Below are 19189 nucleotides of genomic sequence, written 5' to 3'. Positions count from 1 at the left end.
GGGCACGTCCGCGATCGCGGTGAGCCGCATCGTTCTCACGCGCAGAGCCGGAGGGGGGAATCTCACCTTGGCCGCGATCAGCGGTGGGAGCGGCGGTGCAGGCGATGCAGCAGCTGGAGGGACGGCGGCAGCGGCGTCGGCCTGGAGCGCCGGAGGCCGCTCGGGGAGCGCGGGCTCACGCCGGTCCAGGTCTCCAGCGCGGTGAGCGCGGTCTGCTGATCTGCAGCGACGAGGCCGTAGATATTCGCGCTGTGGTTGCCGCCTGGCATGACGAGCTTGTACGAGTCTCGCGCGCCGCCGAGCTCGAAGGCGCCGGCGGTCCAGGGATCCGTCTCCCCGTAGATGAAGAGGATCCGCTCCCCCTCCGTCGCCAGCCAGGCGGAGATGTCCTGCATCGGCGCCGGGTCGAACTCCGGCTCGATGGGGACGCTGGGCAGATCGTCGACGGTTTCCCAGTCGAAGAGCAGGAGATCTTCGAAGTAGGACGTGTCGATCGCCGGCGCGCCGAGCTGCGTGTAGGCTTGCCAGTAGTAGGGCTCCAGGGCGAGGATGAAGTCATCGGACGCGGCGAACGGCGAGCCGATCTCGTCGAGGAAGCTCCAGACAGAGTTGTCGGAGGCCTCTTGCGAGGGGATGTCGGCGCAGCGATCTTGCCCCTGGGACTGCCAGAACCCGAACGCCAGGCTGATGGTAATGCTCTCGAGGGTCGCGTCGAGCCCGAAGAGGTCATAGGTGATCCCTACTACCGTCGCTTGCTTGGCCATGCGCGCGAGCATGGCGTCGCGCCGGAGCAGCGCCTCGCGCTGGAAGTCTCTCAGGGCTTGCCGGCAGCCGGCGTCGCCGACCTCGTTGAGGAAGTCGACGTACCGCGGGTCCGCGACGGAGTTGCTGTGTGGCGCGACATACGCCACGGTGCCGTCCACGTCCTCGGGGTAGAAGCGGTGATGATACACGGAGGTCATCCCTCCCTTGCTGGCGCCGGTCGAGATCCAGGGGCCGGTGTAAAGCGCGTGAAATGCCTCGGAGATGCTGTGCTGGTCGGCGGCTGCCTGCTCGATGTTGAGCCTCGTCCAGTCCGCCGGCTCAGGGCGCGACGGAGTGAAATAACGGTGCTCGATGTTGAGCTGATTCCCACCGAGCAGCCCGGTCGGCTCATCGATGTACTGGTACTCTGAAGACACCATCAGGAAATACCCCGAGTTGGCGAGCACCAAGGGAGCGCCGGCATCGCGGTGGTGTAGCGCGAGGCGCTGCGAGAAGTGCTGTCCCGCCGGATCGGCGTGATCGATGGGCTGGTCGAAATCGATGAGGAAGAAGCGATAGTCGTCGAGGGCCGAGCGCTCCTCGACCACGTTCGTGACGCCGGGGAGCTCCCGGAGCTGCTCCAGGACATCAGGCTGCACGACGCCGCCGGAGCCGCCGTCCCCGCCCGCGCCGCCGGAGCCGCCCGCCGACGAGCTGCTCGTGAGGCCGTCTCCGCCCGCGCCGCCGTCTCCGCCCGCCGAGGAGCTGCTCGTGCTGCCGTCCCCACCGGCGCCGCTGGAGCTTGTCGTGGCCTGGGTGCTGGTCGTGGGCCCCGGGGGCGCCGCGCCGTCGCCGCAAGCGGCGAGCCCGAGGAGGGCAAAGGGAAGGGTCAGAGAAGCCATCCGGAGTGGTTGCATGTCCGGGAGAGTACACCTCAAAGGAACGGCGTGGTCGGCGTCCTGCGCGCCGCCCAGGTGTCGAGCCATGCGGAACGGGTGATCAGCGAAGAGACCGGGCTCGATCGAACCCTGCAGGCACCGACTCCTGATCATCGGGCGCGTGGAAGCGCTCGTGGGAGAGCCGCGAGGAGATGCAGGGGTCCACGAACGAGGTCGGCGCGGGTCAGCGTCCGTGGCGTCGTGCTCACCTCGCGGCTGAGGAGCCGCCAACCACGTACAAGGATCGCGGTCTCCGAGGATGGATCCTGGCCACAGGGGTTTCCACGGCAGCTTGGCGTCGTTCCCCGATCGATGCAGATCTCGGTGTTGCTGAAGTCCCTCAACGGCTTCTTTGCGCCGATCGCCACGGGCGCGAACCGAGCCATGGGTGAGCTCGGGATCTCCGGGAGGGCCACGGGGAACGTGCTCGGGTCCACCAATGCTTCGCCAGATCAAGAGCAATCGATGGAGCTCCAGACTGAACAGATAAGACAGACGGTGGAGGACGTCCAGACGTCCATGCGTCCAGACGCCTGGCTAGTACATCAGGGTGCCCTGGCCGAGCTGGTAGTTGATGTTCGAGCCGAACTGGTCTCGCGCGTTCATCACACGCGACAGGGCGTTCGAGATCCGGTTCTGGCGCTGCGACCAGGTGGCGGCCGCGAGGCCGGCCGCGATCTCGCCCTTCGCCTGCTGCAGGTGATTCTGGGAGATCGCGTGCAGCGGGGGGTTCGGGGCCGGCACGCCGAGGACCTCCAGCGCGTCGTCGAGCTCCACCTCCGCGAGCTCCATCAGGCGAAGCTGGATGTCCGCCCGCGTGTCATGGAACTGGTTGGCGAGCGTCTGGGCCGCCTGCAAGCGCTGCTTCGCGATGTCGAGGTTGAAGGCGGCGTTGAGGACGCGGAGGAACCGGCCCATCTTCACGATGTCGTCGCCGTTGAAGACGATCGGGGTGCCGAACCGCGCCTCCAGCTCCAGGCCCGCCGGCGAGTTGGGGAAGAAGTTCGGGGTGGTGTAGAAGGAGATCCCGTCCTCGATCGTGTTCCCGAAGGCGTTGGTGTGGAAGAACGGCGGCGTATCCGCGGCCTCGATGAGGGGCGGCGGGCTGAACGTGCCGTCGCCGTACGCGTTGAGGAACCCGGCGTCCACGGCGTCGAGGTTGGGCGCGGCCTGCCCCAGCCCGCCGAACCCGCCGTCGAACGCCCCGATGGTGCCGCTCGCGGGGGCCTTGCGGGTCCCCGTGTCCAGGTTGCGGTTCAACCCCGAGTCCAGGTGGTTCGCGCCCGCGTTGGTGTGGCACACGTTGCAACGACCCCGCTGCGGGTCGAGGAACGCCTGCCGCCCGTCGTTCGCTTGGGAATCGAAGAGGTTCACCTGCGTGAGGTCGAGATCGTTCGTCCGGCCGACGCTCCTCTGGAACGCCAGCGTGAGATCGAGCTCCTCCTCGGTCGAGAGCCGGAACGACACCCCCGGCTGGCGGCTGAGATCCTTCGGGAAATGCTGGGTGATCGCGCCGGTGAGGAACGAGCGGAGCGAGCCGTCGCCGGGCGCGCCGTCGCCCGACCAGCCCGTGCGATGGACCGGCGGGACCGCCGTCCCGTCCACCGGATCAGGGGTGATGCTCGTCGCCATGGAGAAGATGTGGGGGACCGCCCGCATCGTGAACTTGTTGTCGAGGTCCTCGAACCCGTCGACGTTCTCGAGGATCAGCCCCAGCGTCCGGAGCTCGAAGGTCTCGAGCCCGGCGAGGGCGGCGTCGTGCTCGAAGACGAACAGCGGATCGCTCGGGTTGCTCGCGTCGAGCGCCGTGATGAAGGGAACGTCGATCGTGTAGTTGTTCGCGACCGGATGGCAGGTGCCGCAGGTGCGGCCGTTGCCCTCGAACGTCTCGCGGAAGAAGATGTCCGCTCCCGCGCAGACCTCCGCGGACACGAGCCCGGCGATCACGCGCGGATCCTGGTCGCATGCGGCGAGCCGGTCCTGCGCGGTGAGCGCGCTCGACACGGATCCATGGCGCTCGGCGCCGCCCCCGGGCTCGGGAGCGGCGCAGGAGGTGAGCAAGACAGTTGCGATCGCCGAGCCAAGGGACAAGAACCCGGGTTTCGGGAATGACATGTCAATCGATCTCCTTGTTGCCGTTGCGCGGTGCTCGCTTGCCGTGCACCGCGCTGGAGGGCCTGCTCCGGGCGCTCTCGTGCGTCGCCGTACGAGAGGGGCGTGGTGCGCGCCCGTCAATGCCTCATCGATGCCTGGAGCAAGAACTCAACGCTTCAGAAAGCTTCTCAAAACTGTTTTCGGAACGACATGACGAATCGGTGATGGGATACGAGGGCACCCGCAGGCGCTGCCGCCGCGAAGGGAGGCCGGACCGGCCGCTCGGGAGGCGTGCTCGACGCGCAGCCGGCGCCGGGGGAGCTGCTGTCTCTGCCACCGCGCGCCACGTGCGTCGTGCTGCGTGCCTCGGCAGTGTGCGACGATGGATGAACATGACGCCCGCGACGGCCGGCGGCGCCCTGCGCGGACCTCTCTACCGCAGAGGTCGGATGCCCCGCATCCATGGAGCATCGGAAGGCATGACTCCAATGCATAACTGTCATGGACCTCGTGCAGGAGATTCATCTTGGTCCGGGCCCGCTGGACCTGCCCGAGGCGACGCGCCGCCGGTCGTGCGTCGATCTCCGCGGGATTTCAACGTGATCAGCGCTCCAGCTCCAGACAGTGTCACCCCGCGCCAGCTCCAGAGGCCGAAGAGTCAATGTTGCTTGGCCTTCTGGTTCGCCTTCCAGCGCATCAGGAAGCCGAGCTCCTCCTCCGAAGGAAGCGCGTCAAGGTCGATCTCGCCGTTGACCCCGCACGTCAGGTCGTTGCTCGTGACCTCCTTCCCCTTCTTCAGGTTCATGCCGCCCGCTGTATACACGGTGAAGGAGCCGTCTTTTTTGTGCTTGTACGCCTCCGGCTTCAGGTACAGCGACGACGCCAGGATCTTTCGCCCGGGTAGCTGCTGCGAGAGCTGGCACAGCAGCCTCTCCCCGCTCTTCCCGCCGCCGACGTGGCATCCGACGAGGAAGATGTAAGCGTTGGGTGCGAGCTGAGCCGCCAGCGTCGTCAGCAGAGCCTGGATGTCACCCAGCGCGTCGACGCAGATGTCCTTGCCAGGGCTATAATCGTAGGCTGAGCCTGAGCCCACGCCCAGGATGCCCTTCGCGCCGTGGCCGCAGATCGTGAGGTACTCGATCGGCTGTGTGATGGTACGCAAGCGGACGTCCATCTCACCGAGATCGGCGACGCCGAAGATGTGGTCATTGGCGCCCGAGGACACGAGATAGCGGCAATCGTACGACGGATCGGCTTCCTCATCCTTTCTCTTGGTGTTGGTCTTATCGTAGACGAACACCCGAACAGGCACCGGTTGTTGCATGCGTTGCAGGGTACGAGTGGCTCCGGTCGCGAGGCCCTTCGGTGGGACGGCCGACGACGATGACCGCTGGACAACGGTGGCCGGGTGGGGCGGGCGCGCCGCCGGGAGCGGGCGCTCGCGCCGCTGGACAACGGTGGCCGGGTGGGGCGGGCGCGCCGCCGGGGACGGGCGCTCGCGCCGCTGGACAACGGTGGCCGGGTGGGGCGGGCGCGCCAGGGGCTCGCCCTCCGCTTGGCCACTACCGAGGGGCGAAGGGCGTCGCTTCTGCATTCCGACATATCTCCTTGGGGCGATGGAGGAGCCACGGACACGAGGACCGAGCGGACCGCTTCAGCACTATACTGGAGCAGAGCTTTCAGCAGGAAAATCCGTGGAGCGGTCTGCCGCCGGCGGGCTCCACGACGGCGCCGCGGCCGCCACGGACGCCGCCGGGTCCAGGGGGCCCGGACGTCGCTCAGAAGAGCCCGAGCGGCCCCGGCGACCACGGGAGCTCGATCGTCTCGCCGACCGCGGGCGGCGAGACGCGGCGGAGCTTCCCGTCGCGCCATGCCAGGAGCACGAGCCCTGGATCCTCGAGCGGCGCGCCCAGATCGATCTCGAGCCGCGTGGGCTTCCCGTCCTCGACCTCCGCGACCCGGATCGTGCCGCCGCACTGGCGGATCTCGTAGCCCGGCTGGATCGGCGCCTCCGGCGCGCGGTAGAGGCTCTCGAACGCTCCTGTCAGCATCGTCTGACCGATGGGCGCGAGGGTGAACGACGATTCGCCGGTGCGCGTGAGGCGGTGTGAGGCCTTGGTCATCGAGAGCATCGCCCAGCAGGAGATGGCGTCGGGCGACTCCAGGGCGATGATCGTCTGAGGATATATGGATGCCATGGGATCCGAGGAGGCGGCGATGAAGACCCGCTTGTGGGGCGGCGCCCCGATCTCCGCGGTGCGCGCGACGTCCTCGAGCTTCCGCGCGATGTCCGCGCTCGAGGCGGTGGCGAGGAGGAACATCGGCGGCGCGAGCGCGACGTGCACGACGCCGAGAAACCCCGCGCCTGCGCGGCGGGGCCACGACGCGGGCCCGTGCGATGGACCGCGGCGGAGCCCGCGCACGATGAGGACGGCGAGGAGCGGCGCGATCCCGAGGTTCGGGAGCAGCAGGAGGCGCGACCCGGGGAAGCCGCCGAGGCACGTGACGAACGCGAGGAGCGCCCCGGGGACGAGCCAGCGCAGGGCGGCGCGCTCGCGCTCGGGGATCGCCGGGAGGCAAGCGCGGTAGAGCAGGGCGGCGCCGGCGGTCGCCGCGAGGCCGATGACGACGAAGGGGCCTTTGGGGAACGCGGTCGAGAAGTCGGCGGGCACGGTCACGATGGCGTTGCCGAGCAGGACCGGCAGGCGCACCGCCGCCGTGGCCACGAACCTGAGCGGATCGGCGAGCGGGTCGACGTAACCGCCGGTGTGCGCGGCGCCGCCGCCGGCCGCCTTGTAGGCGGCGAAGTACACGAGGAGACCGAGCACCGGGAGCGCAGCCGCTGCCCGGGCGCGCCAGCCGGCCGAGCGGCCCGGCGGCACGGGGCCGGCGAGCTGGTAGGCGATCCAGTACGCTGCCCCGCCGAGCGCCGCCTCGCCGCCCAGGAGCCCGATCCCGAGCCCGAGCGGGCCCAGGTACCGCCCCGGGCGCCACCCCTCCTCGCGGTAGCGGAGATAGGCCGAGAGCCCGAGCACCACCGAGAGCGCCGCGAGCAAGAGGTGCTGGCAGGCGATCCAGCCGGCCGAGTGCATGTGGCTCGCGCTCACCGCGAAGATGAGCAGCGCGAGCGCCGCGGTCGCGCCCGGGAGCACCCGCAGAAACAGCCTGCCGGCGGCCGCGACCAGGGCGACATACAGCGCGATGGAGACGAGGTGGTACCCGAGCGGGGCGCGGCCGAAGACGGCGTTCTCGAGCGTGAACAGCGCGCTCGCCAGGGGGCGGACGAGGTGGAGCCTGAGCTCGGGATCGGTCCACCACGGCAACCCGGTGAGGGCGATGTTCGCCTGCGTCCGGTGCGGGTCGCCGCTGAAGAAGTTGTAGAGATCGTACCAGGGCGGCGAGCCGGGGATCAGCTCCGCGAGATAGCACAGCAGAATATAGTCATCGCTGTAGAAGGCGAGCGTGATGGTGGACGCCGCCAGGGCGAGCGCGAGGAGCAAGACGGCCTTGAAGAAGCGAGGGTGGCAGAGCCACCGCTCGAAGCGAGGGGAGAGGTCCGGTTCCATTCGAGCTCGCAACATAGGGTATGCGCAGCGCCCCGTGTAGATGGGCGCTGCGCGTCCCGCACGTCGCCGCCGTGCGCCTGTCGCACGTCGCCCGCCGCCCCGTTTCATGAGCCGTCGGCGCGATGTGAAGGGCCTCACCGACGCGCGACGGCGAGGCGTCCGCAGGGAGCTGCGCTGCGAGCGAGCCCTGTTGCAGAGGGGCGCTGCGCGATCCGGTGACGCGGGCCTTCCGTTCCGCGCGCAGGAGGGTCGGTGCGCGGAGCCCGGGGGCATCCATGCGGCGCCGGCCGCGCGCATGACGGCGATGTTCCGGGTCGACTCGGACAGAGCGCGACAATGCTTTCTCGCCGGAGCCTCATCCTGTCTTGGCTCCTGCCTGACTGCTTCGTTCGAAAGCTCACGCGACAGGCGAGGCACGCGCTGTCGGCGCGCGCCGAGCGGCGACCGGAACGCACGACACCTCGGTGTCCGGCGACGCTCCGGCGCTCTCGATTCCGGTGCGCTCGCTTCATCGTTCTCCGGTGTCGGAGAGGAGAAAGTCAATACTGTGAAATTTGTTGAATCTCGCGCTCTCGCAGCTAGGTTTCGTGACCATACAAGTCGACGTCCCGGCGCGATGACGCGTGCGGCGTGTCGACTGGGGGTGCGCCATGAACAAGATCATCGGTTACGGAGCTTCGCTTCTCTTTGTCGCGGGCGCCTGCGGGCTCCTCTTCGGCGTGTCACAGGCGGAAGCCGGCGACCGCCACCACGACCCGCCCGGCGCTCCCGAGGACGACGGGAAAGACAAGTGCGACAAGCTCTGTGAGTGTCTGGAGAAAGTCCTGGATGACATCAAGTACGCTGAAAGGAATGGCGCTGGCAAGGTCAAGCACGCTGACAAGGTCGTGGACGACGTCGAGAAGGATCTCGAGCGCTGCGTGGAGAAGTTCTGCGACAAGACGTCGTGTGACCAATAGCCGGTCCTGAGCCGGATACCAGCGAGACACGCGGGATGTAGCCGGCTGCCTTCGGAACAGCCATCCGGAGGCGGCCGGGTCTCGCTCGCGCGCTCGGCTTCGAGCCGTCAGCGCATCTCGGCGGCGGCCCCGCGGATGAACTCCAGGAGATCGCGCCGCATCTCGCCGCTCACCGTGTGGCCGACACCCGGGTAGCTCTTCAGGCTCGCCTTCACGCCGCGCCCGCCGAGCGCCGCGATCGCGTCGCGGGTGGGGCCGATCGGGACGCGCCGATCGGCCTCGCCGTGCAGCGCGACGAGCGCCAAAGGCGCCGGCTCCGCCGCGCTTCCGCCGGGCAGCACCGCGGGGGGGACCCAGCCGCTGACGGGGAAGGCGGCGCCGACGGCGCGCGGGTGGTGCAGGGCGAGCGCGAACGTGAGCGCGCCGCCCTGGGAAAAGCCGGTCACGATGGCCTTGCCCCGCGTCGGCCGCTCGGCGGCGATCCGCTCGATCGTCGCCGCGAGCGCGGCGGCCGCGCGCAAGATGCCCTGTCCGACATCCTCGCTCGCGAGCGCCTGCTGGAGCGGAAACCACGAGTAGCCGTCCCCGTACGGCGTGAGCCCGCGGGGCACGATGAGGCGCGCCTTGACGTCGGCGCCCGCCAGGACCCCCGCGAACGACTCGGGCCGATCGCCGAGCCCGTGAATGGCGACGACCAGGGGGAGCGCCTCGCTCCTGTCCGCGCCGCCCGTGACCTCCTCGAGGTACTCGACCGCGATCGCCGCGGCGGCGGCCGGCGGCGCGCTCGCGACCGGCGCGGCCGGCGGCGCCTCCGTTCCGGGGCCCGCCGGGGAGCCGCCCGCGGGCGGCGCTGCCCGCCGCTCGCAGGCAGAGAGGGCCGCGAGCGACGCGAGCGCGAGCGCAAACCACGTGGAGACGAGTCTAGGGCGACAGGTGCGCATGAACGACAGACTGCTGAATTGTCTCCGCGGGAGCAACAGAGAACCTACATGAGGCTCCACGCGCCCCCCTGCGGTGAATCGACGCACACCCGGCCGCCCGCGGTTGCGCGGCATCCATCGAGAGCGCGTGATCGCCGGCGATTTTACCCCGGCGCGAGCATGGGAGTTCCGGTGATGTTCGATTTGTCCAGCGTCGAGCGGTTGTGGAGCGAACGTGGCGCGAGCTTGCAGCGAAATTGGAGCGAAATTGGAGCCCGGAGCTGCAATTTGAACCGACACGACGTTCAAACAAACAGGACGGTTTCCTGTTGATGGCAGTTGAATTAATAGCTATGCTGAACGAGCTGCTTAGTCACCAGAGCTCTTAGTCAGGAGAGAACGATGACCCCACCGTCTTGTTCGATGACCGGCTCGCCGCGATGGAGGCGGGCGCTCGGCGCGGGGCTCTGCGCCACGGCGCTCCTGCTCGGGGCGTGCATGGGCTCCGTGGGCGAGCCTGGGGAGGGGGAGGGCGACGGCCCTGGCCCTGGCCCTGTGCCGGGCGGCTTGCCGGAGGGCGCGGCAGAGACGCAGGTCGCCGGGCGCAGCATGTTCCCGCGGCTGAGCCACGCGCAGTGGGAGAACACGGTGCGCGATCTCCTGCGCCTCGACGACAGGCCCGGTCTCTCGGCGTCGTTCACGAGCGATCCGCTCGGCGGCGTGTTCGACAACAACGAGGCTGCGCTCCTCGTGACGCCGGGGCTCTGGAGCGATTACCAGCGCGCCGCCGAGGAGCTCGCGGCGATGGTCGCAAGCGACCAGGGCAAGCTCGCGCGGCTCCTGCCCGCGGACCTGCCGGCCGAGCCGGAGGCGCGGGCGCAGGCGTTCGTCGAGCGGTTCGGCGAGCGGGCGTTCCGGCGCCCGCTCTCGGCCGACGAGCGGGGCGCGTACCTCGCGCTGTTCGACCGCGGCAAGGAGCTCTTCGAGGGCGAGGACCCGTTCGTCGCGGGCGTGCGCGCGGCGCTCGAGGCGTTCTTGCAATCGCCCCACTTCGTCTACCGGGTCGAGCTCGGCGCCGGGCCGGCGAAGGGCGGGCTCATCCCGCTGAGCGGGTACGAGATCGCGGCCAAGCTCGCGTACCTCTTCTGGAACACGATGCCCTCCGAGGAGCTGCTCGCGGCGGCGAAGGCGGGCGAGCTGTCCACCCACGAGGCGGTCCGCGCCTACGCCGAGCGCATGCTCGAGGACCCGCGCGCCCGCGAGGTCGTCGGCGCGTTCCACCGGCAGCTCTACGACTACGAGCAGTACCACGACCTCAACAAGGACCAGGCGCTGTTCCCCGAGTTCGTCCCCGAGATGGGCGACGCCATGCAGCGCGAGGCGGAGCTCTTCGTGGATCACGTCGTCTTCGACAAGGAAGGCGGGCTCACCGACCTGCTCACCGCCCGCACCGCGTTCGTGAACGGTCACCTCGCGGCGGCCTACGGCATCGACGGAGAATTCTCCAATGAATTCAAGAAGGTGGAGCTCGATGGGGCGGAGCGCTCCGGGCTGCTCACGCGCCTCGGCTTCCTCGCGTCGAGGGCGACGGCGCGGCAGCCGGACTCGATCCATCGCGGCGTCTTCGTGAACCTCAGGATCCTCTGCGCGTCGCTGTCGCCGCCGCCCGACGACGCGACCGCGGTGCCGCCGGGCGAGCACGCGACGAACCGCGAGCGCGTCGCGGCGCACACGGGCAAGGGGACGTGCGGCGAGGCGTGCCACGCGACGATGATCAACCCTGCCGGGTTTGCCTTCGAGCACTACGACGCGATCGGCAAGTACCGCGCGACCGACAACGGCGTGCCCGTCGACGCCGCGGACGTCTATTATCTCGGCGGCCAGCCGAGGAGCTACGCGGACGCGATCGCGTTCAGCCAGGTCCTCGCCGAGAGCAGCGAGGCGCACGCGTGCTACGCGAAGCACTGGGTCGAGTTCGCCCACGGCCGCGACGCGGCCGCGAAGGACCGGGGGCTCATCCAGGCGCTCGGCGACGCGTCGCGCGGCGGCGCCTCGACCCAGGAGCTCCTCCTCCAGATCGTCTCGTCCACATCCTTCCTCGCTCGCGTTCCCGCGGAGGCGCCATGATCACCCGACGACGTGTGCTTCGAGGCCTGTTTGGCGTCACGGTCGCGCTCCCGTTCCTGGAGACCTTCGCGCCCCGGCGCGCCGCGGCCGGCACGGGCGACGCGCCGCCCTTCGCGATCTTCATGCGCCAGGCGAACGGCGTGGCGCAGGAGGTCGACGACGAGCCCGAGATGTTCTGGCCGAGCGAGACGGGCCCGCTGACCGCCGAGTCGATGGAGCGGGACAGCGACCGCGCGGTCAGCGAGCTCAAGGACTACGCGAGCCAGCTGATCATGGTGCGCGGCCTCAGCTTCGCGTTCAAGGCCAACGGGTGCGGCCACTCCGGCGGCGGCAACCAGTGCCTCACGGCCGCGCGCGTGTCGGACGATCCGTCGGGCAACGAGTCGCTCGCGATGGGCGAGTCGATCGACAACCGCATCGCGACCGAGCTCAACCCGGCGGGCGTCGAGCCGCTGACGCTCTACGCGGGCAGGATGGTCGGCTACATCAACGAGGTGCTCTCGTACCGCGGCCCGAAGCAGCTCCGCGCCGCCGAGCGCGACCCATTCAACGCGTACAAGAAGCTCTTCGGGCTCGCCGACGCCGACGACGGGGTCGCGCAGTCGCTGGCCGAGCGCCGCACCAGCGTGAACGACCTGGTCCGCGGGGAGATGCAGGCGCTCATGGGCCGGAAGGACCTCAGCAAGAGCGATCGCGAGCGGCTACAGCTGCACTTCGACAGCATCCGCGACCTCGAGGTCGCGCTCGCCTGCAAGCTGCCGCAGGAGCGGGTCGCCGAGATGGAGGCGATCTCTCCGGAGGTGCGCAGCCACGACAACGTGGAGGCTGTCGCCCGCATGCAGATGGACATCATCGCGCTCGCGATGGCGTGCGGCGTGACGCGCGCGGCGACGCTCCAGGTGGGCGACGGCAACGACGGGACCGAGTACACGATCCACGGCGCGCGGCAGAAGAGCTTCCACAAGATCTCCCACCGCATCGACGGCGACGGCTCGGAGGGGCCGCCGATCGAGGGCGCGCAGGAGCTGCATCACCAGATCGACCGGATCCACGGGCGGATCTTCAAGCACCTGCTCGACAGGCTCTCGTCCTACGAGCTCGGCTCGGGGACGCTGCTCGATCACGGGGTGGCCGTGTGGCTCAATGACAACGCTGACAAATACCACTCCTTCCGGAGGGTCCCGTACATCCTCGCCGGCGGCGCCGCGGGCTACCTGAAGACCGGCCAGTTCGTCGACGTCAAGGCCACCAACAACAAGCTGCTCAACACGATCGGCGCGGCCGTCGGCTGCACCAACGGCCAGGGCGGCCCTCTCGACACCTTCGGCGACGAGAGCCTCGAAGGCGGGCTCCTCGATCCGATCATCGCCTGAGCGCGCCTTCGCCCGCCGAGCGGCTCATCGCTCCTCCCGAGGGACACCGCTCGGCGGCCGCCGGCCGCTCAGCTGAGGAGCTCGACCGCGATCTCGACGGTGGTCTTCTGGCCGCCGCGGAGCAGGTCGACCTTCACCTTCTCGCCCGGCTTCTTGCCGTCGAGCGCGTTGTAGAGCGCGTCGTAGTCCGCGACCGGCGCGCCGTCGAGCCCGACGATCACGTCGCCCAGCACGAGCCCGCGGTCGCCCTCGGAGAGGCCGCGCAGGCCTGCCTTGGCGGCGGGGCCGTCGGGGATGACGCTCATCACGATGACGCCGCGGATGCCGTTGCGCCGCTCGAGGCGGCGGGCCGGGTCGAGCTGGATGCCGAGGCCGACCGTCTCGGCCTTGCCGGTCTTGATGATCTGCGGGACCACCCGCGCGATCATCGTCGAGGGCACGGCGAAGCCGATGCCGGCGGAGGCGCCGCTCTTGGAGAAGATCATCGTGTTCATGCCGATGAGGTGCCCGCTCGAGTCGAGCAGCGGGCCGCCGGAGTTGCCGGGGTTGATGGCGGCGTCGGTCTGGATCATGTCGCGGATGGTCACGCCGCCGGCGCCCTCGACCTGGCGGCCGACCGCGCTGATGATGCCGGTCGTCAGGGTGTGATCGAGGCCGAACGGGTTGCCGATCGCGATCGCCTTCTGCCCGACCTCGAGCGGGTCGCGCAGGGGAGCGACCTGGATCGGCTTGAGCATCTCCTTCGGCGCGTCGATCTTGAGCACGGCGATGTCCTTGCGCGGCTCGACGCCGATGAGGCGCGCCGGGAACGTCTTCTCTCCCTGGAGCCGGACGATGAGCGACTGCGCGTTGTCCACGACGTGGAAGTTCGTGACGATGTGCCCGTCAGCGTCCCAGACGAAGCCCGAGCCCGAGCCGGCGGGGACCTCGACCGCGGTCCCGAAGAAGCGGTCCACCACGAGGCGGCGCTGCGTCACGAACACCGTCGCGGACGCGACCTCGCGGAACACCGAGATCGTGTTGCGCTCGTCCTCGATGAGCGCGTTCTTCGACGGCGGCGGGACCGGCGGCGGCATCGTGTCGATCGTCGTCGAGGCCGGCGGCGCCGCGGGCGCGTCGTGGGCCGTCGTCGCGCTCTGCGGCGGGCCGCCGGGGCTGGGCTTCCCCTTGCATCCAGGGGCAGCGGCGAGCGCGGCGACGGCGAGGAAGGCGGGGAGTCGAGCGGTTCTGCGGTGGCGCATGCGGCGCAATCTAGCCTGCCATGGGCAAGGCGTCTCCCCTGCGGCGCGCGCTCGCGGGGCGGTGCGGCGATCTGCCGCGCGCAACGGATGCGCGGACAGCCGCCCCGGCGGCGCCGGATCGGATCCGAGATGCAAACGGGCCAAGTTGCGGTAGAGGTGGCCCTGACGGATGAAGCCAATGACGCCAACTTCAACGAAACTTCAGACCACCCCCCCAGCCGCGAAGGAGCCCATCAAGGTGCTCCTGCTCGAGAACATCCACCAGAGCGCGCACGAGCTCTTTCGATCGCGGTCGATCGAGATCGAGACACGGAGCTCCGCGCTGAAGGAAGACGAGCTCATGGCCGCGCTCCCGGGCGTGGACATGATCGGCATCCGGAGCAAGACGCACGTCACCGCGCGCGTCCTCGAGAAGGCCGACAAGCTGCTCGCCATCGGCTGCTTCTGCATCGGCACGAACCAGGTCGATCTCGACGCGGCGAACCGGCGCGGTGTGCCGGTGTTCAACGCGCCGTTCAGCAACACGCGCAGCGTCGCCGAGATGATCATCGCCGAGTGCGTCATGCTCTCCCGGCAGCTCGGCGATCGGTCGCGCGAGGTGCACGCCGGCACCTGGAAGAAGGTCTCGAAGGCCTGCTACGAGATCCGCGGCAAGACGCTCGGCCTGATCGGCTACGGCCACATCGGCCAGCAGCTCGGCGTGCTCGCCGAGGCGATGGGGATGCGCGTCGTCTACTTCGACATCGGCCAGAAGCTCCCGATGGGCAACAACCGCCCGCTGCCGACGCTGGAGGCGCTGCTCGCCGAGTCGGACTTCGTCTCGCTCCACGTGCCGGGCACGCCGGAGACGCACAGGATGATCGGCGCCGCCGAGCTCGCGCACATGCGCAAGGGCTCGTACCTGCTCAACGCGAGCCGCGGCACGGTCGTGGTGATCCCGGCGCTGGCCGAGGCGCTGAAGAGCGGGCACCTCGCGGGCGCGGCGATCGACGTCTACCCGGAGGAGCCCGAGTCGAACTCGGACGGCTTCCACACGGAGCTGCAGCGGCTCCCGAACGTCATCCTGACGCCGCACATCGGCGGCTCGACCGAGGAGGCGCAGGAGGCCATCGGCCGCGAGGTGTCGCGCGCGCTGACGCAGTTCGCGATCACCGGGGCGACGACGGGCGCGGTGAACTTCCCGAACGTGGAGCTCCCGCCGCTCAAGGGCACGCACCGCATCCTCAACGTCCACCGCAACGTGCCGGGCGTGCTCCGTGACGTGAACCGCATCGTGTCGGACGTGAACGCCAACATCGACAGCCAGGTGCTGTCGACGGACGCCAACATCGGCTACCTCATCATGGACCTCTCGCAGGACGTGTCGGCCGAGGTGAGCCGGCGGATCGGGGCGCTGGAGACCAACCTCCGGACGCGCGTTCTTTACTGAGAGCAGGGCCCGGTCGCCGGCGGGGGGGCCGGGGCCCCGCCGAGCTCGCCCTCAGGCGGCGGCCTCGACCCGGCTCCGCTCGCGCCGCCGCGCCGCCGGGTCGTCCCCCGCGAAGACGAGGGCGAAGACGACGAACCCGGCCCACAGCACCGCCAGGTGGTAGAGCATCGCGACGCCGCCCGAGGCCTCGTAGAGGGCGCTCGACACCGGGGGGCCGAGGAGCATCCCGGCGGCGTAGAAGACGTTGTAGAGCGAGTTCGCGCGGCTGTAGTCGCGCGGCGCGGTGACGACGCCCTGGAGCGCGAGGCTGAGCGGCGAGATCGACGCGAGCGTCGCCCCGGCGACGAGCACCGCAGCGCACATCGCCTCGTAGCGATCCAGGTACACGAAGCCGAGGATCATCAGCGTGCCGATCGCGCCGAGCACGCGCATGAGGAACAGGTGGCCGCGGCGATCGCCGATCCGGCCAAAGACGTTGGTGAAGACGAGCATCCCGACCGCGAAGTAGGCAGGGATGAGGATCGTCTGCTCCAGCGTGACGCCCTTCGACGCCATCAGGTACAGCGGGAGGAACAGGACGACCGAGGCCTGGAAGTAGCCATAGGCGAAGGTCGCGAAGCACGCGGTCTTGATGCGCCAGAGGATCGAGGCAGAGGTCGCCTGAGGCTCCCCGCCGTCCGGCGCGCCGGCCTCCCCGTGCGCCGGCGCGTCCCTCGGGTCGCGATCGAGGCGCGCGAGCACGAGGAGCGCGGAGAGCGCCGCGATGACGCACGAGACAACGAACGCCGCGGGCATCGAGGCGAGCGCGACGATGCCCTTCGCGCAGAGCGGGCCGATGACATAGCCGAGCGCCATCGCGACCGCATAGAGGCTCGTGATGAACGCCTTGTTGTCCTTGTCCGACCGGGCGAGCAGGATCGTCTCGCAGCTCACCCAGATGCCGACCGAGCACGCGCCGTCGAGGAAGCGGACCGCCGCGATGGAGGCGAAGCCCGGCAGGTAAGGGAAGACGCCGACCGCGGCCGCGTACCCGGCCAGCGAGCTCACCAGCGTGGCCTTCGCCGAGAACCGGCGGATGAGCGCGCCCATGGGCAGCGAGAGCAGGACGATGCCGAGCGCGAAGCACGAGGCGAGCAGCCCGATGTCGCGCTTGGTGAACCCGCGCATGTCCAGGAAGACCGCCGTGAGCGAGATGGCGATGCCGTAAGCGAGGCCGAGGAGGAAGATCGCGCCGTAGACGAGCCAGATATTCCGATCAGGGATGCGGCGGAGCATGTTCGCCCGGCAGGGTCGATCGGCCGCACCGCCGTGTCAAACGGGTCCGTGGCGGCGAAAAGCCGCTTTGACGACGGCGCGGCGCGACCGCGCTGCCGCGGGCTTCACCGCAGGAACTCGAGGAGGAGCTGATTGACCCTCTCCGGCCGGTCGTAGTGCACGAAGTGGCCCGCGTCGGGGACGCGGGCGACACGGGCGTTCGGGACCACCTCCGGATCCGGCTCGGCGAGCTCGGGGCCGAGGAAGCGGTCGTGCTCGCCCCAGATCACCAGCACGGGGGCGTCGACGCGGGGCGTCCTGGCCAGCCCGCGGAGGTTGCTCGGGCGGAAGCCGGCGCGGTAGTAGTTGATCGTGGCCGTGAGCGCGCCCGGCTGCGACCACGCCTCGACATAACGGGCGAGCTCCTCGTCGCTCGTCGCGCCCGGCCGCTGCGGTTCATGCTTCACCGCCGCGCGGAGCCACGCGTAGTCCTTCCTGCGGGCGAGCAGCTCGGGGAGCTTCGGGAGCTGGAAGAAGAACATGTACCAGCTCTTGCGGAGCTGCCGCGCCGTGCGGAACGCGGCGAGCAGCCGCTCGGGCCGAGCGCCGTTGAGGACGACGAGCCGATCGAGGAGCGCGGGATACCGCGCCGCGAACGTCCAGGCGACGGCGGCGCCCCAGTCGTGGCCGACCACCGCCGCGGCGCGCTCCGCGCCCGAAGCTTCGATGAGCGCCGCGACGTCCGCGGTCAGCTCGCCGAGCCCGTAGGCCGCGACGCCCCGGGGCTTGTCCGAGAGGTTGTAGCCGCGCATGTCCGGCGCGATCACGCGGTAACCCGCCTCGACGAGCGCGGGGATCTGGTGGCGCCACGAGTACCAGAGCTCGGGAAAGCCGTGGAGGAGCACGACCAGCGGCCCCTCGCCCGCCTCGACGTAGTGAAGGCGCACGCCGCTCCGTTCGGTGAACCGGTGCGATAGCTTGGATTCGTCGAGGGTCATCGTCTCTCCTTTTCGCAGGACGGCCGCCGGCGCGCCGGGGCCGATCACGCGCTGAATGGCTGGGTTTCTACATGCCCGTCCACCGGCGTCGCGCCGGATGCCTCTGGCCGAGGGGGCCTGGGACGCGCTCAGACATCGAGGATCTTGCCCGGGTTCATGAGGTTCAGCGGATCGAGCGCCCGCTTGATCGATCGCATGATCGAGAGCTCTTCGGGCGAGCGCGAGTAGGGGAGGTAGTCCTTCTTGAGCAGGCCGATGCCGTGCTCGGCGGAGATGCTGCCGCGGTACTTCTTCACGAGCGTGAAGATCGCGTGATCCGCCTCGTGGGTGCGCTGCAGGAACTCCTCGCGGGTGAGGCTGTCGGGCTTCATCACGTTGATATGGAGGTTGCCGTCGCCGATGTGACCGAAGAGCGCGATCTCCCACCCTGGATAGCGGGCCTCGAAGAGGCTCTCCAGCTCGGAGCAGAAGCCCTCGAGCTCCTGGATGGGGAGCGACACGTCGTTCTTGTGCGGCAGCCCGGTCGCCGACAGGCTCTCGCTGATCCCCTCGCGGAGGGTCCAGAGCTCGGCGGCCTGCGTCGCGTGCTGCGCGAGCGTGCCGTCGGTGACCAGCTCGCGCTCGAACAGCGAGGTGATCCACGCGTCGAGCGCCTCGGGCTCGCCGCGCTCGACCTCGATGAGCACGTAGTAGTCCGACGGCGCGGCGAGCGGCGTGCGCACGTTCCGGTGCCGGCGCAGGCGCGCCTGGCACTTCTCCGTGAAGAACTCGTAGGCCATCACCACGAACGGCCCCATCCGGGCCTCGCGGAACAGCGCGAGCACGCCGGCGAGGTCCGGCACCGCGAACAGGAACACGTTGAGCCCCTCGGGCACGCGCGTGAGCTTGAGCGTCGCCTCCGTGATGATCCCGAGCGTGCCCTCGCTGCCGATGAAGAGCTGGCGCAGGTCGATCCCCGTGTTGTTCTTCTCGAGCGCGCCGTTCAGGTCGAGCACCGCGCCGCTCGGGGTCACGACCGTGAGCCCGAGCACCCACTGCCGCGTGAGTCCGTAACGGATGACCTTCACGCCGCCGGCGTTGGTCGCGATGTTGCCGCCCACCTGGCTCGACCCCTTGGAGGCGAAGTCGACAGGCCAGGTGAGGCCATGCGGCGCGACGTGCTGGTGCACCACCTCGGTCACCGCGCCGGCCTCGACGCGCACGGTCGCGCCGAGCACGTCGACCGGGCCCATCCGGCGCATCCGCTCGAGCGACACGACGAGCTCGCCCTTCGCCGCCACGGCGCCGGCCGCGAGCCCCGTGCGCCCGCCCGAGGGCACCACCGGGACGCGGTGCTCGGAGCACAGGCGGAGCAGCCGTGAGACCTCGTCGGTCGAGCGCGGGAGCGCGAGGGCCGAGGGCCTGGGCTCGTGGACCTTGGTCCAGTCGCGGCCAAACGTCGCGAGGTCAGCCGCGTCCGTGGAGAGGAAATCCGCGGGAAATTCGCGCTGGACGGCCGCGAGGAAGTCGCCGGGGAGGCCGGGAAGTGGGCTCATGGCCGGCTCGG

The 19189-nt window shown here is 69.8% G+C and carries 13 protein-coding genes; 4 read left to right on the top strand and 9 right to left on the bottom strand.

Translation table 11 applies throughout. From position 1 onward, the window contains the following. Window positions 1–77: 77 nt before the first annotated feature. From WME75_RS22050 to WME75_RS22035, 4 genes are all read right to left on the bottom strand, one after another. Complete coding sequence (locus WME75_RS22050) at window positions 78–1646, bottom strand: S28 family serine protease (protein WP_437494171.1); 1569 nt, start codon at window positions 1644–1646, stop codon at window positions 78–80. 573 nt (window positions 1647–2219) lie between these two features. Next, entirely contained in the window at window positions 2220–3797 is a 1578-nt protein-coding gene (locus WME75_RS22045; protein WP_437494168.1) for a hypothetical protein, read from the bottom strand. 637 nt (window positions 3798–4434) lie between these two features. After that, window positions 4435–5100 (bottom strand): DUF4347 domain-containing protein, encoded by a 666-nt coding sequence (locus WME75_RS22040; protein ID WP_437494165.1) that lies wholly within the window; start codon window positions 5098–5100, stop codon window positions 4435–4437. 454 nt (window positions 5101–5554) lie between these two features. After that, entirely contained in the window at window positions 5555–7342 is a 1788-nt protein-coding gene (locus WME75_RS22035; protein WP_437494162.1) for a hypothetical protein, read from the bottom strand. Between the two features lie 650 nt (window positions 7343–7992). On the opposite strand from WME75_RS22035, the gene WME75_RS22030 reads away from it, so the two are divergent. Beyond that, window positions 7993–8301 carry a hypothetical protein gene (locus tag WME75_RS22030; RefSeq protein WP_437494159.1) on the top strand — a complete coding sequence of 103 codons (309 nt, stop codon included), beginning with the start codon at window positions 7993–7995 and terminating at the stop codon, window positions 8299–8301. A 107-nt stretch (window positions 8302–8408) separates the two neighbouring features. On the opposite strand, the gene WME75_RS22025 is transcribed toward WME75_RS22030, so the two are convergent. Next, a complete protein-coding gene (locus WME75_RS22025) occupies window positions 8409–9242 on the bottom strand; it encodes an alpha/beta hydrolase (RefSeq protein WP_437494156.1) in 834 nt (277 codons plus the stop codon). Between the two features lie 381 nt (window positions 9243–9623). On the opposite strand from WME75_RS22025, the gene WME75_RS22020 reads away from it, so the two are divergent. Both WME75_RS22020 and WME75_RS22015 read left to right on the top strand, forming a co-directional pair. Further along, window positions 9624–11348 (top strand): DUF1592 domain-containing protein, encoded by a 1725-nt coding sequence (locus WME75_RS22020; RefSeq protein ID WP_437494153.1) that lies wholly within the window; start codon window positions 9624–9626, stop codon window positions 11346–11348. Further along, window positions 11345–12721, top strand: coding sequence for a DUF1552 domain-containing protein (locus WME75_RS22015; RefSeq protein ID WP_437494150.1), 1377 nt, complete (start codon window positions 11345–11347; stop codon window positions 12719–12721). The genes WME75_RS22020 and WME75_RS22015 overlap by 4 nt, the downstream gene beginning before the upstream one ends. Window positions 12722–12789: 68 nt before the next feature. On the opposite strand, the gene WME75_RS22010 is transcribed toward WME75_RS22015, so the two are convergent. Continuing rightward, a complete protein-coding gene (locus tag WME75_RS22010; RefSeq protein WP_437494147.1) occupies window positions 12790–13962 on the bottom strand; it encodes a S1C family serine protease in 1173 nt (390 codons plus the stop codon). Between the two features lie 169 nt (window positions 13963–14131). On the opposite strand from WME75_RS22010, the gene serA reads away from it, so the two are divergent. Next, a complete protein-coding gene (gene serA / locus WME75_RS22005; protein ID WP_437494144.1) occupies window positions 14132–15391 on the top strand; it encodes a phosphoglycerate dehydrogenase in 1260 nt (419 codons plus the stop codon). A gap of 51 nt (window positions 15392–15442) precedes the next feature. Here the strand turns inward: serA and WME75_RS22000 are convergent, their stop codons facing one another. The 3 genes from WME75_RS22000 to WME75_RS21990 form a co-directional block, all read right to left on the bottom strand. Then, entirely contained in the window at window positions 15443–16666 is a 1224-nt protein-coding gene (locus tag WME75_RS22000) for an MFS transporter (protein ID WP_437494141.1), read from the bottom strand. 104 nt (window positions 16667–16770) lie between these two features. Continuing rightward, a complete protein-coding gene (locus tag WME75_RS21995) occupies window positions 16771–17643 on the bottom strand; it encodes an alpha/beta fold hydrolase (RefSeq protein ID WP_437494139.1) in 873 nt (290 codons plus the stop codon). A 128-nt stretch (window positions 17644–17771) separates the two neighbouring features. Continuing rightward, window positions 17772–19178 carry an FAD-binding oxidoreductase gene (locus WME75_RS21990; RefSeq protein ID WP_437494136.1) on the bottom strand — a complete coding sequence of 469 codons (1407 nt, stop codon included), beginning with the start codon at window positions 19176–19178 and terminating at the stop codon, window positions 17772–17774. Window positions 19179–19189 lie beyond the last annotated feature (11 nt).

Source organism: Sorangium sp. So ce1014 (assembly GCF_051521505.1).
Lineage (GTDB): Bacteria > Myxococcota_A > Polyangia > Polyangiales > Polyangiaceae > Sorangium.
Note: the sequence above shows the minus strand (reverse complement) of the source record. Positions and strands in the feature narration are given on the sequence as shown.